The 3,450-nt window shown below is 45.4% G+C and carries 4 protein-coding genes; 1 reads left to right on the forward strand and 3 read right to left on the reverse strand.

What is annotated here, in order from left to right:
- On the reverse strand, positions 1-227 hold a 227-nt coding region (locus HRU21_12115; protein ID NRA43035.1), incomplete at its 3' end, for a heme-binding protein.
- 299 nt (positions 228-526) lie between these two features.
- Here HRU21_12115 and HRU21_12120 point away from each other — a divergent pair.
- Positions 527-2,527 (forward strand): transporter substrate-binding domain-containing protein, encoded by a 2,001-nt coding sequence (locus HRU21_12120; GenBank protein ID NRA43036.1) that lies wholly within the window; start codon positions 527-529, stop codon positions 2,525-2,527.
- 54 nt (positions 2,528-2,581) lie between these two features.
- On the opposite strand, the gene HRU21_12125 is transcribed toward HRU21_12120, so the two are convergent.
- Together HRU21_12125 and HRU21_12130 are read right to left on the reverse strand one after the other, a co-directional pair.
- Positions 2,582-3,007, reverse strand: a complete 426-nt coding sequence (locus tag HRU21_12125; protein ID NRA43037.1) for a universal stress protein — start codon at positions 3,005-3,007, stop codon at positions 2,582-2,584.
- Between the two features lie 253 nt (positions 3,008-3,260).
- Entirely contained in the window at positions 3,261-3,434 is a 174-nt protein-coding gene (locus HRU21_12130) for a hypothetical protein (protein NRA43038.1), read from the reverse strand.
- Positions 3,435-3,450 lie beyond the last annotated feature (16 nt).

The raw sequence follows: 3,450 nt of genomic DNA on the forward strand, positions 1-3,450 counted from the left end.
AAATCTTCAGAACTTAAACCCAATAAGGCGGTATTGGCTTTTTGTTCGACCAAGCTATCAGCAATCAGACTGGTACCGTCCATCACCATTTTCGCTACAACACGTCCATTTCGGTCAACCACACATGCTGCGACACTGAGCTGATCCTGCTCAGCAAATTGTAAAGTAAGCTCAAGCATGGCTTTTGCCTGTTTATATGTGAGATGCGTTTGCTGATAAGTTTGCATTGAGATTTCCTTGCTGCGCTAAAAAAATATTTGTAAGCTAATTTTATTTAGCTGGGATGATACTTAAGCTAAAGCGCTTAGCAAGCAAAGATATAAGCTGCTTGAGAATACTTGTTCGTTTATTTCTCTTATGTCGTTGAGACAATTAAGCATCGAACAGCTAGCGCCTGCAGTTTAAGCAAATAAATCAAGGAGTAATACACGTGTGTGAGGCAGTTTTGCGTCTATTCAGCCGTTTTCACCCAATCTATCAACGTAGGTCAAGCTGGCTCATCGTATGCTTTTCTATGCTGGTGCTGATGAGCTGCAGCAAAACTGATGATCCTGCCTCATCATCAACGCTTACAAAAGCCCCGCTAAAAGTGTTGACTTGGTCAGGCTATGAAACCTATTTGCCTAGAAACGGCTCGCCCCTAGATATCGAGCTAGAGTATGTGCAAATGTTTGCCGATGCCGCAGGCTATGAGCTAGAGGAGGTTGTGATTGAAGACTTCGACGCACTGATTCCCGCCTTGCTCGCAGGCAAAGGCGATTTAATCGCCGCCAATATGACCATTACGGAAGCGCGCAAAGCGTTGGTGAATTTCACTGTACCGTTTGAAGAAACGGTTGAGTTTTTAGCACAAAGCGCTGCCGCCAAACCGATCAACTATGGCAGCCAGCTTGACGGCAAGCGTTTGGGCGTATTAGCCGGCACTGCCTACGAAGAAACGGCGAAAGGTTTACAGCAAGCCTATCCAGGTCTTGAGATCATCAGCATTGCAGCCACCACCAGCCATGAAACGATTTACGATCAATTAGTAAAAGGTGACTTTGATGCCGTTATCGAAGATAAAAACACCCTAAATGCTAGCCTGCAATACCGTGATGATATTCAACGTACCCTGCAGGCCAGCGGCAAACGAAAACTGGCTTGGGCGGTTGCACCAGAACGCGAGACCTTGTTAAAGCAACTCAATCAATTTTTACGCCGCGAACGCCTCACTATTCACGATGTCAAAAATTATCAACACCTCTGGCAACGTATTCAGCAAGAGAAAACCGTGCGCATTGCGATGCGAAATAATTTTGCTTCCTACTACATTTGGCGCGGCGAGTTACTGGGCTTTAATTATGAATTGGCCAAAAAATTCGCCAAAGATCATAAACTACGCCTTGAGATTATTGTGGCCAAGAGCAGCGATGACTTATTCCAGCTCGTGCTCAACGGTGATGCTGACATTGCGCTTGACTACCTCACGCCTAGCAAGGCGCGAGAGGATCTCGGCATTGCTTTCTCCGAACCCTATCATTATGCGCAAGAGCTGATCATTTCTCGTAAACCTGATAGCGTGATTGACAGCGTAGATGATTTGCAAGGTAGATCCATTGCCTTGCGAATGAACAGTGCCTACTGGCAAACTGCGATAGCATTGCAGCAGTCAGAACCTGGCATACGAATGTTAGCTGTTGATGAAACCTTAGAAACCGAGGCGATCATTCAAGCGGTCGCCAATGATCAGTTTGATCTTACCATTGCTGATCAGCATATTGCCGCTTTAGAAATGATGCACCGCGATGATATTCAAGCACAACTGAGTTTAGGGCAGGCAAAAGGCCAGAGCTGGGCCGTTAAGCGTGATGAAACAGAGCTATTGCAGCAGGTGAATGCGTTTATCAAAAAACACTATCGCGGCTTATTCTACAACGTCAAATATAATCAATATTTCAAAAATCAATCACGTATCGCTAAACATCAACAAGACTACAATACATTGCAAACATCGGGTGAGTTATCACCTTTTGATGCCACCGTGAAAAAATATGCGCAACAGTACGATTTTGACTGGCGACTATTGATTGCGCAAATGCATCAAGAGAGTAAGTTTATTTCACATGCCAAATCAAATGCTGGTGCAACGGGGCTATTTCAATTAATGCCCCGCACCGCAAAGCAATTAGGCATTCAGGACCTGCAAGACCCTGAATCTAATATTAAAGCAGGCGTGATGTATATGGACTGGGTGCGAGAGCGCGTCAAATATATGCAACCAACAGACGAGGAGGCGATTTGGTTTACACTTGCGGCATACAATGCGGGTTATGGGCATGTGAAAGATGCAATATACCTTGCAGAACAAAAAGGCTATGACCCTCAGCGCTGGTTTGGCCATGTAGAGAAAGCCATGTTATTACTGTCGCAGCGCAAATATGCCAGTAAGGCACGTCATGGCTATGTACGAGGTCATGAACCGGTTGACTATGTTCGCGGCATCAAGCGCCGATACGATAGCTTTGTGCATAACGTCACCGAAACCTAAATAAGCATTAGCTAAAATGAGCTTTGCTAGCCAAAGGCTTTGCCATGGATAGTTTTAGCTAAGCCTGACTGCCAACACATCAGCGTCAGTATGATGCAAAACATAGTTAGTCGTTGAGCCAATTAATACACCCAAACCGCTGCGGCCATGGCTACCGATAATAACCACCTCGGCCTGAATTGTTTTTGCATGCTGACATATCCCTGCACCCACCACACTCTCAATCAAACAAGCTTTTGCACTGTCCAAACCTGCTGCTGCAACAGTCTCCGCTAAGCGCTGCTTTAATGTTGCTATCATCTCTGCATCATCAAAACTGGTAATCGGCAAGCTCATCTCGGTGAGATAAGCAATCAGCGGCTCGTAACAGCAAACCACTTGATAATCACATTGAGTCTGCTGAATCATCGCTTTGGCTTTTTGCAGCACTTGCGTTGAATTTTCCGATAAGTCGATGGCAATTAGTGCAACTTGGTACATAGTCTGCCCTCAGTCTTTTCTCATAGCATAGACTATAAGTTTTAGCAGGGGTCGATTAATACAATCCGTGGGCTGACATATAAACCGCGAGATGCGAGATGCGAGATGTGAGATGCGAGGATTAAAAATGCAAAGCGCAAGAAGGCTATGCATTGCGGTGTCATTTTGGCAAATACATGCTTGGCTAATTATATCCAAGCTAAACGATTAGCAGCTTAGCTGAGAAGCACATGATGCATACATTATTTTTATGCTAAGTCTTGTCCGAATAACCGTGAGGATTAGCTGATTGCCAGCGCCAAGTATCGCGCATCATATCATCAAGCCCTAAGCCTGCACGCCAATCTAAAAACTCTTCTGCAAGTGTTGGGTTGGCATAGCAGCTAGCAACATCACCTGGCCTTCTGGCGGCAATTTCGAACGACACCTGTTGCCCAGTAGCC

It is taken from the genome of Pseudomonadales bacterium (genome assembly GCA_013215025.1).
In the GTDB taxonomy this organism is placed as follows: Bacteria; Pseudomonadota; Gammaproteobacteria; order Pseudomonadales; family DT-91; genus DT-91.